Source organism: Pseudoalteromonas caenipelagi (genome assembly GCF_013140855.1).
GTDB classification, from domain to species: domain Bacteria; phylum Pseudomonadota; class Gammaproteobacteria; order Enterobacterales; family Alteromonadaceae; genus Pseudoalteromonas; species Pseudoalteromonas caenipelagi.
Window position 1 is genome coordinate 86,119 of sequence record NZ_JABBPG010000006.1, and the last position, 20,970, is coordinate 107,088.

Sequence of the window (20,970 nt, forward strand, 5' to 3'; positions counted from 1 at the left end):
AACAACAAAGGTAAAACAATGCGTAAACTCACTGTTATTGCTGCAGCTATCAGCGTAGCGTTATTAGGTGGTTGCCAGCAAACTGCTGAAAAACCAGCTCCTACACAACAAGTTCAACAAGTCGAACAAAGTGAAGTAGAAAAAGCCAATGCTTTTTTTGAAGAAGTGTTTATGCGCGGTGTCATGCGTAGCCCCGTTTATCAAACCTATATGGGTATTAAACAAGACTACGATAAGTGGGACGACGAGAGCGAAGCACGTAAACTTGAAGATTTAGAACTGACCAAAAAAGACTTAGCAACTTTAAAAGCCATCGATCGCAATAAATTAGATGCTGCAACCCAAGTTAGCTACGACTTAATGCAGCAGAATTTAGAAAATGAAATTGCCGATTTTAAATGGCGTTACCACAGCTACCCTGTGAACCAAATGTATGGTACACACTCTATGGTACCAGCATTTTTAATCAACCAGCATCAAATCACTGATGTAAAAGACGCTAAAGCGTATATTTCGCGTTTAAATGGTGTACCTAAAGTATTTGATCAACTTATTGATGGTCTAAAGATCAGAGCAGACAAAGGCATTATTGCACCTAAGTTTGTTTTCCCACATGTGATTGAATCAAGCAAAAACATCATCGTTGGTGCGCCGTTTGATAATGGTAAAGATTCTACTTTATTGGCTGACTTTAAACGTAAAGTTGAAAAGCTAAGTATTGATGACAGCGAAAAATCAGCACTGATTGACCAAGCAACTGACGCACTAAAAGTGGCGGTTAAGCCAGCTTATAGCAAGCTTATTAGCTATCTTGCACAGCTAGAGAAACGCGCAGACGACCGTGACGGTGCGTGGAAATTCCCTGATGGTGAAGCGTACTTCAATAATGCGCTTGCTCGTACAACAACCACAGCTTTAACGGCAAAAGAAATTCACGAAATTGGGTTATCTGAAGTTGCTCGCATCCATGATGAAATGCGTGCAATCAAAGATAAGGTTGGCTTTAAAGGTGACTTAAAAGCATTCATGGAATTCATGAAAACCGACAAACAGTTTTACCTGCCAAATACAGATGAAGGCAAAGAGCAATACCTAAGTGAAGCCACTGCACTTATCAATAATATGAAGTCTCGTCTTGATGAGCTATTTATTGTTAAGCCGAAAGCTGACATGATTGTTAAACGCGTTGAAGCATTTAGAGAAAAAGCCGCTGGTAAAGCTTTCTATCAACAACCAGCACCAGATGGCTCTCGTCCAGGTATCTATTATGCAAACCTATACGACATGGAAGCTATGCCAACTTACCAAATGGAAGCACTGGCTTACCACGAAGGTATTCCAGGACACCACATGCAAATTGCAATTGCACAAGAGCTTGAAGGTGTTCCTAAGTTCCGTAAATTTGGTGGTTATACCGCTTATATTGAGGGATGGGGTTTGTATTCTGAGCTCGTGCCTAAAGAAATGGGCCTGTACGAAGACCCTTACTCTGACTTTGGCCGTTTGGCAATGGAACTTTGGCGCGCTTGTCGTCTAGTAGTAGACACTGGTATTCACGCAATGAAATGGACTCGCCAAGAAGGTATTGATTACTACGTAAATAACACACCTAATGCAAAGTCTGATGGCGTGAAAATGGTTGAACGTCACATCGTTATGCCATCTCAAGCAACAGCTTATAAAATCGGTATGTTAAAGATCTTAGAGCTGAGAGAAGCTGCTAGAAAAGAACTGGGTGATAAGTTTGATATTCGCCAGTTCCACGATGTAGTGCTTAAAAATGGTCCTGTGCCATTGAATGTATTAGAGCGCTTTGTTGACGAATGGGTCGCGAGCAAAAAAGCATAATAACTTGATTTTTTCAAAGTTAAAAAGGCTGCTAATCGCAGCCTTTTTTCTTTTAAAAGAAAAATCTACACCGTCTACTGAGCTTGTGTTAGTGCACCTTTGCCTTACGACAAGGGGATGCCAGCTCGAACCGAGTCTTTTCTAATACAATGTGAATACAAGCGCCACCATGCGCTGGGCTTTGGATCTTGAACTCACCATGAAGTTTATCTGTTACCAAGTGATGAATAACACTTAGCCCTAAACCATGCTTTCCAAAGTTTTGTCTAGCGTTTAAAGTGGGTTCAGCCAGTATTGGCAATAACTCGCTATCAATCCCTACCCCATCATCTTTAAAATATAGATGTAGGTAATCATTAATAACCATCGCAGATACAACAATGTGCAACACTTTATCACTGCATTTTGCGTGTTTAATACTATTACTGATGCAGTGATGATATATTTGCTCAAACACGGCAGGCGCACTTTGTAGCTGTAAGTTGTCAGGGATCTCATAACTGACATGGAACTGTTCTTGTACCAGTGCTTGGCTATGACGTGAAAACACCGCCTCAACGAGTTCTTTAAGGTTAAATTCAACTTCAATATCAAACTGATGAAAATTAGATATTTGCTCAAAATCAGCCAAAAGGTCATAAACATTTGCCAGCTCAATATCTAATTGGCTCAATATCTGACGAGATTTGTTGTGTAATTGCACCTGTTGCTCTTCACTAATTTGACCATTAGTTAACTTATTTACGATTGTGGTGAGGCGTTTTTGATGTGTTGCTGCATGCTCAATGATTTGTAGTAAAGATTTTGAAAACCCTTGACTCATACTTCCTAACGTTGCTTCTTGGGCTTCTTCAATAAAACGAGAGTGTACTTCATCTAGCCTTGTTGATAGCACATCAATAAAACTAAGCAACTCAATTAATTGAGGCTCAGCAGCCAAATGACCATAAAAGTGCTCTGGTACTTTGTATGAATGTGAGTTTTTAGCGTTATGTAGTACTTGCGCTGTCAATTCAATACTACGTGTCAAATTTCGATAAAGGCAATATAGTAAAAAGCCCCACAAAATCATCGCCACCAGCAGCAATAACCACCATTTAAAATCATCTTGCCAAGTAGCCACAAGGTTATCAGCCGCCACAGTAGAAAATGTCAACAATAAAGCATTGTGTTGTTGTTGCACCTTATTATTATCAAGCCAAGTATTACTATCCAAGTTTGCTAAAAGTGCGATTTGCTTTTCAAGTTGCGCTAAAAAGATATCATCAAAAGCTAACAGGTTACGGTTTTCTTGCAAAGCGTCTCTAAACTGCTTTAGTGCTTTTGTGTACACTGACAATCCTTCAAGTGAATTAATCGCAGCGGCTCGAGTGTATTGAACATTATGAAACAAATTATGTAAGTGATTTAGACGCTTTTCAGTATTCAAGTTCTGATAAGAAGATGACAATAGCAACCATGTTATAAAAATACATACAACTCCTCCGCCGACAAGCCCCCATTTAAACATTAACTTTGATTGCGAAATTTGCATAAATATACTCTGTACAATAGGTTATGTAACTAAGCTTAGTAAATAAACCGCTTAACACCAATCTGGGCAACATCTCTGCTAAGCTTACATAACTACCTCATTGATGCTGTAAGTAGTATGACCCTAAATAAAGACAAGTATTGCAACAGGATTAATAAAACTCGTCGGACATTTTCAAAAAAATTAGCCTTGCTGGGCATGGGGCTCACATTACCTATGCCTATTTGGGCAAAAGAGCAATGTGATAAACTGCAAGACTCTGAGTTTGATAAATGCAATAACGCCTACGTAAACATGGTGTTTGCTTCACCTTATGACACAAGTCAATGGCGCTCGTCTCCTCACATGCACCAACAACTCAAGAAAAATATTGAACAAGTGAGTGACGGTAAAATCTACTTTGATATATACCACAACGGTATACTCGGTGTTGGAACCGAACTAGCTGCTTTGGTTGCCAGAGGCTCTGTTCACGGGGCACTTGTTTCTGTATCAAATCTAACCCCAATACTAAGCACATTAGATATTTTAAACATCCCATTTTGGTGCTCAGAAAGGCATAACTATCTGAAGCTAATTACTTCGCAAATTTGGCAAACGCACATCATCGACAAAATTCATCGACAAGGTAAACTGCAAATTCTGATGCATTATCTGCCCGGCACACGCACGGTGACATCGACTAAACAATATGGCAAAACGATAAAAACTCCCAACGATATGCGTGATATCGTGTTTCGCATCCCAGCCAGTAAAGGTTTACAGCAATTCTATGACCTCTGTGATACCTCGCCTGTTAGAGTACCTTGGAAAAAAACCGCAACCTTGGCACAAGGGGGACGAATAGAAGCGCTAGACCCTTCTATTGTCGGTTTGTTTAATGGTCCAAATAATCTCAAAGAGCATCTAGGTGTCGTTTCGAGAATCAAAAGTGTACAAGACGGTTGGCTATTCGTTGTAAACCAAAACTGGTTTAATAGCTTACCTACGAAATTAAGGCATGCGTTACATGAAGCAACACAACAAACCTTTGCACAACATCTAGCACAGATCCCTCGTGTGGAGCATTATTGCGAACTTGGTTTAAAACAACTTGGTACTCAAATCTACACGCCTTCAGTTGATGAAATGGCGCAGTGGCATGCCAAAGCGGGCCATCAACACCCTCAATGGCGGCCATTCAAGCAAGCCTTACTGGGAGATGAAGCCTTGTTTGGAAAATTTTTCGATGCAGCGCACCATTAAAAATACAAAAGGGCTCTGCGGCCCTTTTATTTATGTGTTGTTACAAAATCGAAATTTCAGACTATCGAGGCCTTTGTTTATTACCCGCCACTTTTGGTTTGGTGTTAGCCTTTTTAAATTGGCTAAACCCTGTATGGCGAGTCAATGCGGCTCTTCCCCCCTTCCCTTTATGGTGGCCTTTGCGTTTTTCGTCGCGACCTTCATCCGGTACTAAACAATTTGGACCTTTGCCTATTAGATTCGCTTTACCCATATTACGCAAAGCTTCTCTGATCATTGGCCACCCAGATGGGTCATGATAACGTAAAATAGCTTTGTGCAATCGTCTTTGCCTTGCACCTTTGGGAACACTCACATGCTCTTTATTATTTTTAATGTTGCGTAACGAGTTCATCTCTGTGTGATAGATAGTCGTCGCATTAGCCATTGGCGATGGATAAAAGTTTTGCACCTGATCCAACTTAAAATCGTTGGCTTTTAGCCACAATGCCATATTGACCATATCTTCATCCGTGGTCCCCGGATGAGCTGAAATAAAGTAAGGGATCAGATACTGCTTTTTACCGGCTTCTTTAGAGTACTTATCAAATAAGGCTTTAAACTTATCATAAGTACCCATACCTGGTTTCATCATCTTAGACAATGGTCCCTGCTCAGTGTGTTCAGGTGCAATTTTTAAATAACCACCAACATGGTGGGTAACCAACTCTTTGACATATCGAGGGTCTTCAATCGCTAAGTCATAGCGTACACCCGATGCAATGAGAATTTTTTTCACACCTTCCACATCGCGCGCTTTACGATATAGTTCAATCGTTGGCGTATGATCCGTATCCATGTGTTTACAAATATCAGGATAAACACACGATAAACGCCGACACGTACTCTCGGCTTTTTTACTCTTACAACGCAATTTATACATGTTTGCGGTTGGGCCACCTAAGTCAGAAATAACCCCTGTGAAGCCTGGTACTTTATCGCGGATCTGTTCTATTTCTTCGATAATTGACTGTTCTGAGCGGCTTTGAATAATGCGCCCTTCGTGCTCAGTAATAGAACAAAAACTACATCCACCAAAGCAACCTCGCATAATATTGACCGACGTTTTAATCATCTCATAGGCAGGGATCTTGGCATCTCCATAGCTTGGATGGGGTACGCGTTGATATGGCAAACCAAACACGGCGTCCATTTCTTCTGTTTCCAGAGGAAAAGCGGGTGGATTAACCCACACATAACGGTCGCCATGGCGCTGAAACAGCGCTCTGGCACAACCTGGGTTGGTTTCTTGGTGTAAGATCCGAGAAGCATGTGCATAAAGAGGCTTGTTAACACTCACTTGTTCAAATGCGGGTAATTTTACATACACCTTTTCCCAAGGTTTAAGCCTAGGAGGCTGAACAGTTATAGGTTTTGCAGCCTCTTCTGATAGATCTATTCCAGCCTTGGCAAATTCAGACTTGCTACAGCCAACATCATCAGCACCGTAAGGGTTAGGAATTGGGTCTATTTTGCCAACTTTATCAATCGCTGTGGAGTCACTACCCCGCCACTGTGGCAAAGGAGTTTTGCGAATAACCGCTGTACCACGCACATCTTGAATATCTTCAATGCTGTCTCCTTTCGCTATACGGTGCGCAACCTCCACCAGCGGTCTCTCCGCATTACCGTATATCAAGATATCAGCCTTGGCATCAAAGATAATGCTGCGACGCACTTTTTCCTGCCAATAGTCGTAATGCGCGATACGTCGTAAACTGGCTTCAATTCCACCAATTACTAAAGGCACATCTTTGTATGCCTCTCGACAACGTTGGCTGTATACCACAACAGCTCTATCTGGACGTTTACCCCCTATGTTACCCGGCGTATACGCATCATCATGACGCATACGCTTTTCGGCGGTATAGCGATTAATCATTGAGTCCATATTACCAGCGGTCACACCAAAAAATAAATTGGGTCTACCAAGACTCATAAAGGCATCTTTATTTGACCATTCAGGCTGAGCGATAATACCCACTCTAAAACCCTGAGCTTCAAGCACTCGGCCTATCACTGCCATACCAAAACTGGGGTGATCAACGTAGGCATCACCTGTTACTAATACTATGTCACAGCTATCCCAGCCTAATGCATCCATTTCTTCACGGGTGGTTGGTAAAAAAGGTGCCGTGCCATAACACTCGGCCCAATACTTTGGATACGAGAATAATGGACGCTCAGCTTTGAGTGTACTCATAGTGACTGCCTAGAGGATAAAAAAGAGCCGAATTATAGCTCAAATGCATCTGACCACAAACCATAGATTTTAAAGAGTAGCTAACTAACCTGTACTCTGGATGGGCGAGCTTGCTCATTAAGTCACTTTGCGTTGCTTTCAGTTACCATCGCAAGCAGACTAAACTTGCAATGGAAACTAGCTACCTTTTGGTTTATAGGTTTTCAAAAAAGCCATTAACTCATCACTGGGCATAGGTTTAGCGTACATAAAGCCTTGAACTTCGTCACACCCCATTTTTCTGAGAAAATCGCTTTGCTCTTGTGTTTCAACACCTTCTGCAATGGTTTTTCTACCAAGATGACGTGCTAATGAAATCACCAACTCAGCAATCGCACCTGAGTCACTATGAGGAATATCTTTAATAAACGCCCTATCAATTTTTAAACTTGAAAATGGGAGTGTCTGTAAATAACTCAGTGATGAAAAACCAGTACCAAAGTCATCAATTGCCACTTCTACACCAAAATCTTGCAGCTCACGCAATGTTTCTACGACAGCACCGACTTCATCCATCACAACGCTCTCGGTAACTTCTAGCTCAATAAACCTCGGTTCCACGTGGTATTCAAGCAGTGTATCTTTAACACTTTGTGCATAGTTAGGAACTTTAAACTGTGGAACAGAGACATTGACCGCGATACTGATTTCTTTACCCATTGCGGCAAACTTCTTTTGCTGTTCGCAAGCTTGCTCGAGCACCCATTGACCGATCTCGACAATCAAACCGGCATTTTCTGCCAAAGGAACAAAGATCCCCGGAGAAATATAACGACCATTACCCGATGGCCATCGTAATAACGCTTCGCACCCTACCACTTCAAAGGTTTTGAAACATAGCTGCGGCTGAAACCAGACTTCTAACTTTCGATGCTCAAAGTCTTGTCTAAGCTGGCGGATCAACCCCAACTTCCATGCCATTTTTTCTTCAAGATCGGGGGTATAACGCCCAACAACTCGGTTTTCTTGTTTAGCTTGATTTAACGCAATATAGGCTAACTTAAGTGTATCTAGACCATTGCAGGCAAAGTCATCTTGTTCACACACGCCAACTCGAAAGTGAATTGATAGCACATGTTCGTTTACCTGATAAGGCGTCAATAAGCTATCAACAAACATGCGCTCTTCAAAAGAAACTTTTGGTAGCAACATAGCAAACACATCAGCGCCAATACGCGCTAGAAATTCTGCCTGAGGGAATTCTTGTTGCAAACGAGTCATCACTGCAATTAATAGCTGATTGCCAACTTCTTGACCTAAGCCATTATTAATATCTGAAAACTGCGCAATATCTATCAAAACCAGCAATAGGTCGGCCTGTTTTGATTTGTAGTATTTAGCTATTTGTTCGGTAAAGCAGGCGCGATTGGGTAGTTTCGTTAGCGGGTCTTTGTACGCCACATCACGTAACTCATTGAATAATTTTATGTTATCTAAACCAACACTCACATTAGCAAGAAACACTTCCATTGATTGCAACTGTGATTCGGAGGGTTGTATGTCCAATTCTAAATAAATTGCTGCACTGCGATTTTTACCTTTGAGCAAAACCGTCATATCATGCTCTGTATGCTGATGCTCACCGCTATTAAAGCAATTTTGCACCTGCATAATAACGCGTCCATTATCGAGCTGCTCTAACCCTTCACCAAAAGAGTCTTGAAACTGTGTGGTACCGCCAAGCACCGTAACACGCTTATCATTACCAAGCTGACCACTCACAATGCCATTTGGCTCACTGCCTAAAATTTTTGCAAGATGGGTGACTACCGCCAAGCTAAAAGAGCGAATATCACTGTGGCCTAATATGCCTTTACATGCATCTAAAATAGAATTTAGCGCTAAGCTTTGTGCCTCTAACTCACAAATTTGACGATATGAACGCACCGCAGTCATCATCGAAGTAACTAGCTTACTGCGTGTTAATTCCGTTTTCATTTTGTAATCGTTGATATCGTAGTCTCTGATCACTTGCTCTTCAGGAGCATGACCAGGCTGACCCGTACGTAAAATAATACGTACATTGTTATTTTCTAGCTCTTCGCGTACACGCTTAACAACGATTAACCCAGCATCATCGGTTTCCATCACAACATCGAGTAGCATTACACTGATTTCAGGGTTGTGAATAAGCTTTTCGATTGCTTCTGCACCACTATATGCATGATGAAAAAAAAGCGAACGTCCCCAAAACTCAACACCTGATAACGCGAGCGTTGTTACAGAATGGATTTCAGGATCATCATCCACAATAAGAATGTCCCAAGCGGCGCTTGCAACTTCAACTTCTTGCGTATCTTCATCATGATCTAAAAACAAAAAATCATCTTGCTCAGACGCCATTTTTTACCCTTCAATGCAATACACTATTTTGCTTGTTCTAAGCTTAGGTTTACTAAGTCGTTTACCATCATACGAATTGTGATACATTTTTACTACAAGTTATAAATTTCATTCACACACATGAAATATTATAGACGATGTTCAAACACTTGCGTGTAAGATGTCAGCAATATTGCATTAGGAGATATATATTAAAACCCTCATTATTGTAATAAAGGCCTTACTATTAGCCATTCTTTTATTTGTGGTGACGGGCCTGCTGCTACCTCATAAGTATCAATTAAAGCAACAAACCTCCTATTTAACCACTGATCTGAAGCAGTTTTCTGCTTTACTTGATTTAAAGCGCTGGTCTGAACTAATGGTTTGGCAACGCGTAAGCGACCCCCAAAACATTTACTTTTCTACCCCCAGTAATGGCGTTGGCGCTCATGCATTAATAGAGCATCATTTTGGGAAAATCGAGCTGACAATCACCAAACAAACAGAGCAAGAAATGCAGTTTTCCATGCTCTTTGACAATGAGCATAGCGCTAAAGGCCTGTTACGATTTATTCGGCATGACAACGCAACAGTAGTGCTTTGGCAAATGAGTGGGACAATAAACACCCCCCTTCTGGGTGGCTATGCAGCACTCTATGTAGAGTATTATTTAAAACAGATGATGATTTCAGCATTCAATAATTTACAGACTGAACTTAAATTGCGAGCAGCGATATGAGTGTAAAAAATGCCCAGGCCAAAGCAAGCCTTGCAGCCTTGATAGAAGAAAAACTTGGTTTCACTATGGTTAAAAGCCGAGACTTTGGCGCTCGTAGTGGTTCGGATAATAGTTACAGTGCAAAAGGCACCATGCCGATTAGCTACTCGGTTCGCAGCGAAGACAGCATCTTAAAACGCGCGCTAAAACGCCAGCAGCTTAATAAAATACAACGCCAGCAAAACATTGAGCAGATCACGGCAATCGCATTAAGCGTGTGCCCTGATGTGACAAGCCAAGGGCGTCCCGATCCTGATTGGTTAGAGCACTTTATCAATTTAGCCGAGGATATTACCAATCAGAACATGCAAAAACTGTGGGCTAAGATTTTAGTTGGTGAGACCGTTTCTCCTGGTACATTTTCAATAAAAAGCTTGCAGACTCTTAAACAAATGACCCAAAGAGAAGCATCAGCACTGCAAAAATGCGCAGCTTTGTGTGGTTACCTTGAAAAAGAAGACAGTTATTTGATCTTACTCGGTTATTATAAAAAGCCTTCGTTCTTTGACCTACTCAGAAAAGGAAATAAAGAGTCGCTTAACCTGAGCGTTGCTGGCTTAAGCTTTCCGAATATTCTTACTTTGATGGATATTAACTTGATTTATAGAAAAGAAATCGAGTCGGCCAGCTTAAAGCAGGGGCAACCTTTGCAGTTTTCTTTTCATAGTAAAAAGCTCACACTTGTGCCTAAAAGTAATGAGTTGGTGCTCAGTTACTACAAACTAACCCAAACAGGTGATGAGTTAAAAAAGCTAGTTAGCTCGCCAATTAATAAAAAATACAAACATCAGTTGGAGCAAGCTTTAGCTGAGGAGTTTGAGTGCCAGTGGAGTTAAATACGCCTAAAAAAAGCGGCTCTTGCCGCTTTTTTATAAAAACTTCAATATTTAGAAGTGAATTTCAACCCCTGCAAATGGACCTGATGCATCGATATCCGTTGAAATATCATCAACATCATCAAGCTCTAATACCATTGAGCGGAAACCAGCTTTCACCGACACATCCACCGCCATACTACCAATAACTTCCCAAGCTACTCCCACTTGATAGTCTTGAATTTTGCTGTCATCTATTGCCAGCATGCTACCTTCTGCAAACACACTAAAGCCCGTCATTGGTAAGCCCACTTGCGCTTTTAGATAACCAAGCGGTACCAATCCTGAGAAGTCTCGCATTTCAGTCGTTGCAACACCTTGAGCTGTGCCCGTTAACTTAATAGAACCGTCAAACTGCTTAACGTTGATACCAAAATCGAATGACACTAAGTCGTTATCAAAAATTTCATAATACAAGGTGTAGTCAACATGATTGAGATCTGTGACTGTATTAGCTGCCGTACCTACGGTAAAGTTCTTACCGCCAAATTCAAACGTCTCAGATAATGTTGTTGAACCATCCAACTCAAGCTCTGTATAACGAAGCTTGATATTTGGTACAAGTGGGATCGGATGCTCTAGTGCTGCGTAATAGCTAGAGAACGTTTTATCATCAAAGTTGAAGGTTTGAGCATTGCCCTTTTCAGCAAAGCTACCTGAATTATCTGCTTGCCACCCTTGTGCTCCTAAATACAAACCAAGCAACGTGTCTGCTTGAGCAACGGGTGCAAGACAAGCCATCGACAACGCGGCTGCGATACAGTATTTTTTCATTGTTTATCCTTGCGCTAAAAGTTCACTGAGTTCAATAAGAGCGGCATTAGCTCTTGAGATATAGTTTGCCATTACTAACGAGTGATTAGCAACCAACCCAAAGCCACTACCATTTAATATCATCGGGCTCCACACTGTTTCTTGGGTCGCTTCTAACTCACGAATAATTTGCTGTAAACTCACTGCAGCATTCTTTTTTGCCAAAACATCAGCAAAATCGTGCTCTATCGCTTTTAAAAAGTGTAAAAGTGCCCAGCTTGCGCCTCTAGATTCATAAAATACGTCGTCGATTTTCCACCAAGACGTTTTTATTTCACTGTGACTTGGTGCATAGGTTGCTTGGTTAGCAGCACTGTCTCCCGCGAGATCTGTATTCACTCGGTCTTGGCCAACACTGGCACTCAAGCGCTGACTCAAGCTGCCCAAGCGCTTCTCAGCTTCTTTAAGCCACCCTCTTAAATTATCGGCTCTGGCATAAAACTGACTGTCTCTCTCTGAAAGGCTTGCTATTTTTGAGCGGTACTCTTTTAGATAATCAATGCCAGTTTGATATTCACCTTCAGCGCTTGGCCAAGCCCAAGCGGTTGAGCTGATATTAAATTGCGGTTGTGCCATCTTTAGCGCAGTGTGTTCTGTAGATTGAGACTGCGAACGACTGAAGTCTTTACGCATTGATAAAGCCAAGTCTCTCACCATCTCAATTGCCCCGTATTCCCAAGCAGGCATATTATCCATAAAAACACTTGGCGGTAACATGTCATTTGACAAATAGCCACCAGGTTTATTAAGGAGCGTTTCACTGACACTTATCAATGTATTCGTCGTTACATACCCAGTTACTAACTTCTCGTTGTTTTGCGCAGCTTGCTCTGTTGCTCGCGCAACAACATCAAACTTATCGGGTTCTACACTCCAATATACTGCGAGTAAATAACCTAGGAAGATAAAAGCACCCAGCGCTCCAAAAAATTTTCCTATGTGTTGCTGCATAATGGCTCCTAATGATGATTATGTTGTGAGTGATCATGCCCTTTTTGCTTCATATCATCTTGTAAAGAGACAATGTGCAGAGGGGCCGTTACCTGTTCACCGTTAGCAAAATGTAATGTTAGACTAAGTTGCTCACCTTTTTTCAGCGCTTCAGCAGGTTCAAAAGCCATAAGGTGATACCCTCCTGGCTTAAAATCAATGCTGCTATGCGCGGCAATAGCAATCTCATTGACTTGTTGCATTCGCATCATGCCATTTTGATGGACATGTTCATGCATTTCTACTCGGCCTATTTTTGAAATCAATGCGCTTTTTAATACTCGTTGTTTGTCACTGTGATTGGCTAAAGAAAAATATGCTGCTGTCGATGCCGCTGCGGGTAAAAACTGGCGAATTTTGGCGTGACTTAAATGCAGGTTAGAGTGTTGCTCTTGTGCTTGCGGCTGTTCTGAAAATGCTAAACTTGGGATTAAAATAAGCGTAGCACTAACGAGTGCTCCCAGATATTTTGAAAACATAAACTTTCCTTGACTATAGCAATAACTGCTTAAATCATAACATGAATTAAGCAGTTTCGCGTCAATCAATTGTAGTTAAAAATAACTAATAAGCCGACTTAGGCTCCATGACTAACCAGCCAACTCCCACTAATAGTAACAAAGGGAAGATGATAATAATGGAGTTAAATAGTAATGCTAATACTAGCCCAATGAGCATCACCAATATCGCACCAATCAACCCCATTCCTAGTAGAGCAACAACCGCAATAAATGCAATTATGCCAATAAGTACCGTGAACAACTCCATTCCGACCCAGCTTAACTCCATTACAAAGTCTGGAATGCTTAGCCATACCAAAGGAGAGTTAAGCCATGACAATGTAGAACAGATCAACAGTGCTATAAGAACTAAAAATGCGGTTTTCATTGTGCTAACTCCTATTAAGACTTACTCGGTAATGCGGCGTATGAAATACCGTACGCCATGGCAACCATCAACGGGAATTTTAAAAATAACAGTACAGTTAGCACTCGAGTTAACCAAATTGGTATGTCAAAACGATGCGCAATACCGGCACATACACCCGCTAGTTTTTTGTTTCGTAAATCACGAAAACACGCTTTTCTCTCACGATAAATACTCATAACTTGACTCCTAAGCACTCACTTGAGCACTTTTTTGCTGCATTTGCTGTTTTAAGCTCGCCAGTTCAGCGTCTATCTTTTCATCTCGCTCAAACTGTTCAAATTGCTGTATTGTAGAGCTTTGCCCTAAGTCATAACTGTCTACCTGCGCTTCTATGCGCTCTACTTTATGTTCCAACTGCTCAAAACGAGACAATACACCCTCTACGTCTTGGCTGTGCAAAGTGCTACGCGACTTTAATTGTGCATTTACTGTTCGGTGAGCACGCAATAGTTGCTGCTGTTTAGCTTTGAGTGTCTGAATTTTATTCGATAACGTATCAGCATCGGCTTTCAATTTTGTTAACGTTTCATCTAAAGTAGACTTTTGCAGCTCTAATGCCTGCGAAGCCTCGACCAGTTGCTGCTTTTCTTTAAGCGCTGCTTTAGCTAAGTCTTCGCGGTCTTTACTTAATGCATGTTCAGCTTTTTGCTGCCACATATCGATTTGCTTGCGTTGATTTGCTTGACGACGCTCTAATGCTTTTTGCTCACAAATAATTGCCGCTGCCGTGCTGCGACACTCACTGAGCGCATCGTTTAGATCAATGAGTAACTGCGCTGCCAGTTTTTGTGGATCTTCAGCTTTATCTAAAAACGCATTTACTTCAGATTTAATTAAGTCTTCAATTCGGTTAATTAAGGCCATGTTCTGCTCCTTTGCATTGGCGTTGGTTTAACTTGTTATTCCAATCTTTATGCCAAGATTAAAAAAAATTAAAATTCAATAACTTAACAAATAAAACAAACTTAATTGCCATGTTGAAAAGTTGAGCTGTAGCTTAATAGACTAAAAAATGAGGATTTTGACCAATAAAAAAGCCGCATAAAATGCGGCTGTTTTATTGTGTTTAATGAAGGCTACTCAGGCACAAAACTCAGTGCCTTTTCCATGACGCGCAGATCAGCGTCTTTTTTATGGCCATTTTCAGATAAATGACGCCTAAAGCCCCTTGCACCCGGCTGACCTTGAAAAATACCTAACATATGGCGCGCTATGTGCCAAAAGTTAGCCCCTGATGACATCTGCTGCTCAAAGTAATCATACATGCTACGTACAACCTCATGGCGTGTTTGAGTAAATGCCTCATCGCCATAGATAAGTGCATCAACTTGCGAGAGCATAAATGGGTTACTATACGCTTCACGCCCGACCATTACACCGTCGATATGCGCCAGATGGTGTAGGCTTTCATCAAGCGTTTTAACACCACCATTAATACTGATATGTAGTTCAGGGTAGTCTTTTTTCAACTGATAGACTCGCGGATAATCAAGTGGCGGTACTTCACGGTTTTCTTTTGGGCTCAAGCCTTGCAACCAGGCCTTACGTGCATGAATAATAAAATCATCGCAGCCTACTTTAGCTGAAGCTTCAATCAACGCGGTTAAAAACTCATAAGAGTCTTGCTCGTCAATACCAATGCGCGTTTTAACTGTTACAGGAATATCAACCTGCGCTTTCATTGCCTCAACGCAATCAGCCACTAATTGTGGTTCAGCCATTAAACAGGCACCAAAACGGCCATTTTGTACGCGATCAGACGGGCAACCCACATTAAGGTTAATTTCACTATAGCCATGCTCTCCGGCACGCTTTGCACATTCAGCTAAAGCTGTTGGATCTGAGCCGCCTAGCTGCAATGCAACTGGCATTTCATGTTCACCAAAGCTTAAATAATCACCTTTGCCAAACAAAATCGCGCCCGTTGTGATCATCTCTGTATAAAGCACCGCATGCTTAGTCAACTTTCGATGAAAGGTTCTACAATGTTTATCAGTCCAATCGAGCATGGGTGCCACGCTGAAACGGCGAAAATGTGTATTTGCTAAAGTCATGAAGTGATGCCTTTAAGAGATAAAATAAAGTACAAAGCAAGTTTGGCCGCGTAGTATACCCCAATATCAAATTAGCGGCTATGTTGATTAAAGTGAGTAATAAAATACGCCTGAGACTTTATTTAAGCCATAGTAAAAAGATACACTAAGCACTTAAAAGCTAAATAGGTATAACAACAAGCATGAAATCGCATTTAGGCCGACGGGCTTTTTCTGCTATGGAACTACATACGCTTTTTAATGGTTATATCTACTGCGACGAGCGTCAGCCTAGAGAGCAACCCAAGCACTGGCACTTTTGGCTGCCTCTCATTGCCTATTACACGGGCGCCTATAGCGATGAAATAGGTAACCTTCAGCTAACTGACATTATCAAGATTGATGGCGTTCATGGCTTTAGCTTTACCACCCATGGAAAGATTCAACACCGCTTTGTACCAATACACACAGCCCTTTGGCAGGCAGGGTTTGAGCAGTACATTCAATTTGTGAAAAGGGAAAACCAATCTCGGTTGTTATTCGACTTGCCTTCTAAATCAGGTCGCTATAGTGAAAAAGTGAGGATCTGGTTTTCAGGTGAGGGAGAGCGCTTAGGTTATTTGCAAAAGTGTGGCCTACCCAATATAGATCAGCAAGGGCATAAAACAGCCATAAGCAGTTTGCGATTGAACTTTGAGCAGCAAGTTCGTATTGCCGCCATTCAACGCGCTAATAAGCCCGCCTTTCATTATCTTATGGGATTAAAAGATGAGCAGCTCACTCAATCACCCGTTCCAAATTTACTTAAGCAGATTATCGCCCCAATCAGAGTGATAAACAGCAATGTGCATTGGCAAAGATTTATTGAGCGACATAGCTAATCTCCTGCGTAATAGATTACGAAAAAATGCTACTTTTGGCTGCGATTATTTTTCGGGGGGATTACCGGATACTGATTGTATTTTATCAAGTATAAAAAAACGCCACCTAATTAAGGTGGCGTTCTTTCACTTTGACAAGTCAGTGGTATTAACCACCTGTTACAACTCGCGTTTCACACGTTAAGGTAACTGCTTGAGAGATAGGACTCGTAGCTGCACCTGTAGTTGTATTAGTCACAACAGATTGACCACCGCTAGCAACTTGTGCACCACGAACTGTTGTGCGTATCGTATATTCAGCATTAGCTTCTAAACCAGATAATCTGAATGTTGAGTTACCTAAAGAAGCGGCAACTGAAGCAGCCTTACCATTTTTAGCATAAGTTACCACTGAACCAGATAAATCAACAGCAACAGTACCATTTGAAGTATCTGCACAGGTTCCCGCTAATGTAAAGTCAGCATCAAACGTTTGAACTGGGTTGCCTAAAGTAACTGGAATAGAACCACACACATTCACTTCGCCATTTGAGTTGTACCAATCATTACCCGAGTAATCATACACTCTAACATTAGCTGTTGCAGTTGCACTAATACCATATCTTGCAGTTGCGCTGCCAGATATAATCTGCTTTGAATTACCGCGTAAGTAACTACCAATTGAACCATCAGAAGACGTAATTGAAACAGCTAAACCACGAGGAGGCACAGTGCCACTTGTAACGTTAATCGAAACGCCGTTTTGACACACTGGCGCACTCTGGTTCACTGAGAAGAAAGTTAAGTGGTTTGTTTTAAACTGTGCAGCAAACGTACCATCTGCATTTTGCGCGGTTACTGTTGCTTTGTTAGTTTCGCTCTGCCACTCACCTGTGTCTTCATCGTGAGATGCAACATCCAGCACGTCTCCCACTGTTACACCGCTACTTGCTGGTAGCGTTGTGGTTAGTGTAATAGGCTTATTAAATTGCTTAATTTTTGTTGTACCAGCTTGCATATTAACGTTAGTTACACCAACAGGTGTTGCCACTTGCGTAGCGCCAGCGGCATTTAAACCTTCAGGAATAATTGCACCAACACTATTATCATTTGAGTCAGCAGCTAATACGCTTAATGATACATCGCCACCACTTACAGGGGCTCCTGTTGCATCTCTTAGCTCAGTGCTTGCATCAATAGCTACCCCAGTACCGCCTTTACCACTTTCAGTTTTTGCTTCAACTGTTACCTGAGCGGTAGTCACAGCGCCATCAACCGCAACAGCTTCTGTCGTTTCTTTTAAGTTATCACCAGCAATTTTAACTAGGGCAAACTGTAAAGGCACATCCTTAGCACCTTCATCCGCTTCAGCGTCTAGGTCCACAATAAAGCTCTTTGCAGCATAACCTGTTTTCGTTACCACTGCTGTTACTTCACCAGATGCGCCTTCTTTACTTAAAAAAGTAAAGCTGCCTGATGCATCAACAACCACCGAAGTTAAGTCGGCACCGTTAACATCAGTTAAGCTTGTTGCGGCAGCACCATCTACTAAAAATTTAACTGTTGCCTCTTCCAATACATCAGCATTAGCAGAGTCGATAACACTCGCAGCAAACACTTTCGCAGGCTGTTCAGTTACAAGATCTGAAGGAGGCACTACCTCTGTAACTGGTTCCGTAGGCGTTGGTGGTGTAACCTTAACATTATTGTCGTTGTCGCTAAAACAACCCGTTAACGTTAGCGAAGCAGCAATAGAGACTGCCAAGAGAGATTTTTTATTAGCAAGCATGATTAGTCCTTGTTCCATTTTTTCGCAAGAGCCCAAACAACTCCCGCACAGTTTGTAATTCAAAATTATACTATAGGAAACTTTGCATTTATTTCCAATTCTTCCTATTGTTATTTTTCAACGGTGCCAATTTCACCCCACAATGTAGGACTGACCGCTCCATATTCTTTATTGACAATAAAAAACATGTTCGTTGATTTTACCTCACTAACCACTGAGGCTACATCATTATCGCCACCCACAATACTACAAAAGGCATACGCAATAAAATATAGTTAAACAAAAAGTAGGGTAAAGCAGTTGATAAATTATACAAGCACTACTTTAGAAAAACTACCGCAACTTTTAACTTTTCATAAACTTATCTAATATTAAAGTTACGTTACCAACCCTTCAAAACACAGTCGTCTAACGATGAGTCAAGTAAACCTCACGTAAACGTGCCAAATTTGCGTAAATATAGCTACTTGACAGCCTACCTTGATTGAGCAATGTGTTAGTAACATTGATTGGTGTTTCGATTTGTTTTGCTCGACCAATTGTTACATTATTATGAGACTCACCTATACGGGTACTGACACTATGGCGCCAAGCTGCATTGCCTTTGATTTGACCATAGCTTGTAGTTACCATATCTTTACGTGGCGTGAGTGGAATACTGAATGATACCCCTGCTAGCTGTACGTCGGTATCTTGTGCAAACACTGATATGTAGCTGTCTCCAAACCAAAAACGAGCTTCAACCTTTACGCCACTATCGTCATAAAAAAAGCGCCCTGCGGAGGCATGAAAACTGACATCTTTTTCTATCCAATTATAGCGATAAGACAAGGCTTGATAATCTCGGTCTGTATCGTAGTCTTGATACTCTAAGTAGCCAATATCTGCTTTAAATTGGTGGCGACCATTCTCGCTTAGCCAAACTGTTTCATTTTTTATACCAGTAAAATCTTGGTTAAACTCTCTAAAAAAGCCGACATGGGTTTGGTTATAAATACCGTAAGGCAGTGCAAAACTTTGGTATAGCGTGGCTTGAGTTATACCGTCTTTTTCAGCGAGTCGGCCAAACGCTTTTCCCGTTTCATAATCGTCAGTTTTTGCAAGCTCAGATTGAGCGCTAATACTTAAGCCCCCTCCATACCACATGGGTAAGTCTAAATCGGCTTTTACAGCCAGCGAGAAATCATACACGCCAAGTTCTGTTGCTGTACGTTGATTTAATGCAGGCCCTATGGTTAAACGAGGCCTAAAATAAGGGCTATTGGCATTTGGCATACCTACCCAAGACACACTGCCGAGCGGCTCCATTTCGCCGCGGCGTATATCCATATCTGGTGTGGTGCTGGTATTGATAAACTCACGGTAGTTATCTACGTTACCGCGCACAAATAACATTGGCATGCCACGATTTAAAAGCTGAATACTGTATTTTGCATCTGGCTCATCAATGTGCTCTGCAATACGCCCTAACACTAGCCCGATTGCGTCAATGTCATTTCGATTAAATACAAAGTTCTCAAAACTTACAACGATATGGGGCTCTCGGTTAAAGCCAACACTTACCGCCTCAAAACCATCGTCAATTAACGCATTTTTAAGTTCGCGAGTTTGCAAAGTGAGCGACTTGCTAAACTTATCACGCTCAGAGACTTCTTGCTTTGCTTCTTCTAATGGCTTTTGCGCAAGTTCTCGCTGCTTTTGATAATGCGCTTTAAATGCTGCTTCTCGTTTATTATGGTTATCTAAAATAGGCGCAGGTGCAGCTTCTGTTGGATCATTGAGTGTCGCTTGCTCAAACAAAGGCATTGAGAAGTTTAAGCCCCAGTAGGTATCCTTATCAGCATGATCGGTATTGCTGTAAAACCTACTACTTAGCGTTAATGTGCCCGCATCATAAATCCATTCTTTAGGCACAGTTAAACGTAAGCCTGCATTCACTGCATCTGCATCATGCTCAACCTGCAATGCAAACCAGTCTAATGGCTGCCATTCAATACCTGCAAAAGCCCCATCCATTTGCCCTGTAGTGCGATCGCTGACTGCAAAGCCTGCTGAAAACCTAAAATCATTCCACTCTTTTGAACCCGCTAAATAATAAGTTTCGTAGTTGTTTGCCGCACCGCCTAAATCTTTACCGCCGATAGCTAGGTTAAACCAATTTTTAGGGATAAAAGGGAGTTGGTATTTAAGATTAAAAGAAAGGTCTCGCGTTTGACCTTTTTTTTCAAACATATTGTCATGCATTGTGGTCGATGCTATCTGACCACTCACTTCAAGGCCATCATAAACGCCAGCAGAAAAGATGAAGTTATGCCCATCGATATATTCTGCTCCACGTAAATCAAGTTGATTGTTATAGCTAAAATCAACAACACCTTTTTCTAATATTTCAGCATTTGGGGTATTAAAGAGGCCAGTATAACCAGCAAATGAAGAATAGCTTGTAATTTGACTATCTGCTAAAACAGGCGCACTAGCAAGAACAACGCTAACTGCAAAGATCTTATTTATTTTTGACATGTACACAGACCAATTTATAGTTTTAAATTCTTGGTTCAATTGAGATAGAGACAGGCAACTACCTCTACCACTAGAGTTACTAAGCTATCGTACAACTAAGTATAGAAAAACCCAAGCTATTGACCTCTAATAGATACAAAGGCAATTTA

At 41.4% G+C, this 20,970-nt stretch carries 17 protein-coding genes; 5 read left to right on the forward strand and 12 right to left on the reverse strand.

All coding sequences use genetic code 11. The features are described from left to right. Positions 1–18 precede the first annotated feature (18 nt). Positions 19–1,848, forward strand: coding sequence for a DUF885 domain-containing protein (locus HG263_RS14475; protein ID WP_171626801.1), 1,830 nt, complete (start codon positions 19–21; stop codon positions 1,846–1,848). Between the two features lie 88 nt (positions 1,849–1,936). Here the strand turns inward: HG263_RS14475 and HG263_RS14480 are convergent, their stop codons facing one another. Next, entirely contained in the window at positions 1,937–3,382 is a 1,446-nt protein-coding gene (locus tag HG263_RS14480) for a sensor histidine kinase (RefSeq protein WP_171626802.1), read from the reverse strand. 198 nt (positions 3,383–3,580) lie between these two features. On the opposite strand from HG263_RS14480, the gene HG263_RS14485 reads away from it, so the two are divergent. Next, positions 3,581–4,627 (forward strand): TRAP transporter substrate-binding protein, encoded by a 1,047-nt coding sequence (locus HG263_RS14485; protein ID WP_171626803.1) that lies wholly within the window; start codon positions 3,581–3,583, stop codon positions 4,625–4,627. 61 nt (positions 4,628–4,688) lie between these two features. On the opposite strand, the gene HG263_RS14490 is transcribed toward HG263_RS14485, so the two are convergent. After that, the gene (locus tag HG263_RS14490; protein WP_171626804.1) at positions 4,689–6,869 is read right to left on the reverse strand and encodes a YgiQ family radical SAM protein; all 2,181 of its coding nucleotides are present in this window, start codon (positions 6,867–6,869) and stop codon (positions 4,689–4,691) included. 177 nt (positions 6,870–7,046) lie between these two features. Next, on the reverse strand, positions 7,047–9,251 hold the full coding sequence (locus tag HG263_RS14495) for a bifunctional diguanylate cyclase/phosphodiesterase (RefSeq protein ID WP_171626805.1): 2,205 nt from the start codon (positions 9,249–9,251) through the stop codon (positions 7,047–7,049). 247 nt (positions 9,252–9,498) lie between these two features. Between HG263_RS14495 and HG263_RS14500 the strand changes: the two genes are divergently transcribed. Both HG263_RS14500 and HG263_RS14505 read left to right on the forward strand, forming a co-directional pair. Next, on the forward strand, positions 9,499–9,972 hold the full coding sequence (locus tag HG263_RS14500) for an SRPBCC family protein (protein ID WP_171626806.1): 474 nt from the start codon (positions 9,499–9,501) through the stop codon (positions 9,970–9,972). Further along, positions 9,969–10,847: a TIGR03899 family protein gene (locus tag HG263_RS14505; RefSeq protein WP_171626807.1), complete on the forward strand. Its 879-nt coding sequence runs from the start codon at positions 9,969–9,971 to the stop codon at positions 10,845–10,847. Before HG263_RS14500 ends, HG263_RS14505 begins: the two co-directional genes overlap by 4 nt. 51 nt (positions 10,848–10,898) lie before the next feature. On the opposite strand, the gene HG263_RS14510 is transcribed toward HG263_RS14505, so the two are convergent. The 7 genes from HG263_RS14510 to dusA form a co-directional block, all read right to left on the reverse strand. Continuing rightward, positions 10,899–11,660, reverse strand: coding sequence for a TIGR04219 family outer membrane beta-barrel protein (locus HG263_RS14510; RefSeq protein WP_171626808.1), 762 nt, complete (start codon positions 11,658–11,660; stop codon positions 10,899–10,901). Between the two features lie 3 nt (positions 11,661–11,663). Next, complete coding sequence (locus HG263_RS14515; RefSeq protein WP_171626809.1) at positions 11,664–12,650, reverse strand: DUF2333 family protein; 987 nt, start codon at positions 12,648–12,650, stop codon at positions 11,664–11,666. Positions 12,651–12,658: 8 nt separating this feature from the next. Then, on the reverse strand, positions 12,659–13,168 hold the full coding sequence (locus tag HG263_RS14520; protein ID WP_171626810.1) for a copper chaperone PCu(A)C: 510 nt from the start codon (positions 13,166–13,168) through the stop codon (positions 12,659–12,661). Between the two features lie 85 nt (positions 13,169–13,253). After that, on the reverse strand, positions 13,254–13,577 hold the full coding sequence (locus HG263_RS14525; RefSeq protein WP_171626811.1) for a hypothetical protein: 324 nt from the start codon (positions 13,575–13,577) through the stop codon (positions 13,254–13,256). A gap of 14 nt (positions 13,578–13,591) precedes the next feature. Then, positions 13,592–13,795, reverse strand: coding sequence for a PspC domain-containing protein (locus HG263_RS14530; protein ID WP_171626812.1), 204 nt, complete (start codon positions 13,793–13,795; stop codon positions 13,592–13,594). Between the two features lie 10 nt (positions 13,796–13,805). After that, complete coding sequence (locus tag HG263_RS14535; RefSeq protein ID WP_171626813.1) at positions 13,806–14,483, reverse strand: PspA/IM30 family protein; 678 nt, start codon at positions 14,481–14,483, stop codon at positions 13,806–13,808. Between the two features lie 212 nt (positions 14,484–14,695). After that, positions 14,696–15,673, reverse strand: a complete 978-nt coding sequence (gene dusA / locus HG263_RS14540) for a tRNA dihydrouridine(20/20a) synthase DusA (protein ID WP_171626814.1) — start codon at positions 15,671–15,673, stop codon at positions 14,696–14,698. A gap of 182 nt (positions 15,674–15,855) precedes the next feature. On the opposite strand from dusA, the gene HG263_RS14545 reads away from it, so the two are divergent. Further along, positions 15,856–16,533, forward strand: a complete 678-nt coding sequence (locus tag HG263_RS14545; protein ID WP_171626815.1) for a site-specific integrase — start codon at positions 15,856–15,858, stop codon at positions 16,531–16,533. A gap of 148 nt (positions 16,534–16,681) precedes the next feature. Here HG263_RS14545 and HG263_RS14550 read toward each other — a convergent pair whose 3' ends face one another. Next, complete coding sequence (locus HG263_RS14550) at positions 16,682–18,301, reverse strand: hypothetical protein (protein WP_171626816.1); 1,620 nt, start codon at positions 18,299–18,301, stop codon at positions 16,682–16,684. Between the two features lie 408 nt (positions 18,302–18,709). Continuing rightward, positions 18,710–20,821 (reverse strand): YjbH domain-containing protein, encoded by a 2,112-nt coding sequence (locus HG263_RS14555; protein ID WP_171626817.1) that lies wholly within the window; start codon positions 20,819–20,821, stop codon positions 18,710–18,712. Positions 20,822–20,970: the final 149 nt, after the last annotated feature.

Coding starts and splice junctions, on each gene's coding strand:
- HG263_RS14475 (WP_171626801.1), top strand. CDS start 19: ATGCGTAAACTCACTGTTATTGCTGCAGCTATCAGCGTAGCGTTATTA.
- HG263_RS14480 (WP_171626802.1), bottom strand. CDS start 3,382: ATGCAAATTTCGCAATCAAAGTTAATGTTTAAATGGGGGCTTGTCGGC.
- HG263_RS14485 (WP_171626803.1), top strand. CDS start 3,581: ATGGGGCTCACATTACCTATGCCTATTTGGGCAAAAGAGCAATGTGAT.
- HG263_RS14490 (WP_171626804.1), bottom strand. CDS start 6,869: ATGAGTACACTCAAAGCTGAGCGTCCATTATTCTCGTATCCAAAGTAT.
- HG263_RS14495 (WP_171626805.1), bottom strand. CDS start 9,251: ATGGCGTCTGAGCAAGATGATTTTTTGTTTTTAGATCATGATGAAGAT.
- HG263_RS14505 (WP_171626807.1), top strand. CDS start 9,969: ATGAGTGTAAAAAATGCCCAGGCCAAAGCAAGCCTTGCAGCCTTGATA.
- HG263_RS14510 (WP_171626808.1), bottom strand. CDS start 11,660: ATGAAAAAATACTGTATCGCAGCCGCGTTGTCGATGGCTTGTCTTGCA.
- HG263_RS14515 (WP_171626809.1), bottom strand. CDS start 12,650: ATGCAGCAACACATAGGAAAATTTTTTGGAGCGCTGGGTGCTTTTATC.
- HG263_RS14520 (WP_171626810.1), bottom strand. CDS start 13,168: ATGTTTTCAAAATATCTGGGAGCACTCGTTAGTGCTACGCTTATTTTA.
- HG263_RS14525 (WP_171626811.1), bottom strand. CDS start 13,577: ATGAAAACCGCATTTTTAGTTCTTATAGCACTGTTGATCTGTTCTACA.
- HG263_RS14530 (WP_171626812.1), bottom strand. CDS start 13,795: ATGAGTATTTATCGTGAGAGAAAAGCGTGTTTTCGTGATTTACGAAAC.
- HG263_RS14535 (WP_171626813.1), bottom strand. CDS start 14,483: ATGGCCTTAATTAACCGAATTGAAGACTTAATTAAATCTGAAGTAAAT.
- dusA (WP_171626814.1), bottom strand. CDS start 15,673: ATGACTTTAGCAAATACACATTTTCGCCGTTTCAGCGTGGCACCCATG.
- HG263_RS14545 (WP_171626815.1), top strand. CDS start 15,856: ATGAAATCGCATTTAGGCCGACGGGCTTTTTCTGCTATGGAACTACAT.
- HG263_RS14550 (WP_171626816.1), bottom strand. CDS start 18,301: ATGCTTGCTAATAAAAAATCTCTCTTGGCAGTCTCTATTGCTGCTTCG.
- HG263_RS14555 (WP_171626817.1), bottom strand. CDS start 20,821: ATGTCAAAAATAAATAAGATCTTTGCAGTTAGCGTTGTTCTTGCTAGT.